The 582-nt window shown below is 46.0% G+C and carries 1 protein-coding gene; it reads left to right on the top strand.

The window, feature by feature from the left end:
• Window positions 1-444, top strand: a 444-nt coding sequence (locus S1OALGB6SA_RS10230) for a hypothetical protein (RefSeq protein ID WP_195910331.1), incomplete at its 5' end; no start/stop codon positions are given.
• Window positions 445-582: the final 138 nt, after the last annotated feature.

Below are 582 nucleotides of genomic sequence, written 5' to 3'. Positions count from 1 at the left end.
GTTGGACTTTTGCGACAGGGTTCAGATATTGCAAGTGCGGTGGGAGAGGGAGCCGCCGGTGTCACATTAGGAGCTGTGGCAACAGGGGCTGCTCCCGTCGCAGTTGGTGCAGCAGCTGCGGGACTTGCTGCTGATGCTGTGGCTGTTGTAATGAGTTCAGCGGCTGATATTATTGAAGGAGAGTTGACAAGCCCCACGATAACCAAGGGAATAAATTTGGGACTAAGCCTCACAGCTAAAAAATTCTTCCCTGGATTTAATAAGGCATCAAAGCGATTTCATCATGTTATCGGCTCTAAAAAAGGACAATTTGCTACAGGTGCTCTTGGAAAATTGGGTTTGGTAGTCCCTTCTGCCGCATCGGTTGGAATAGGGGCTGCCTCTGACTCTTTGGAAAATAAAATCGATGAGGTATTGCCCAAGAATGACCGAAATGATCAATAATGAGAGTTTTAGATGTTCGATGGTGAGAGTTTAAAAGGTCCAAGAACAAGATTTGCTGAATGGCTTCTTGAAAAGGGGGAACCACTTTTTGCTTATCTCAGAGAGGAGTTTGGGCTTAGTACAATGACTGTAATTGGG

It is taken from the genome of Olavius algarvensis spirochete endosymbiont (genome assembly GCA_900608495.1).
Taxonomy (GTDB): Bacteria; Spirochaetota; Spirochaetia; order DSM-2461; family DSM-2461; genus UBA2779.
Note: the sequence above shows the minus strand (reverse complement) of the source record. Positions and strands in the feature narration are given on the sequence as shown.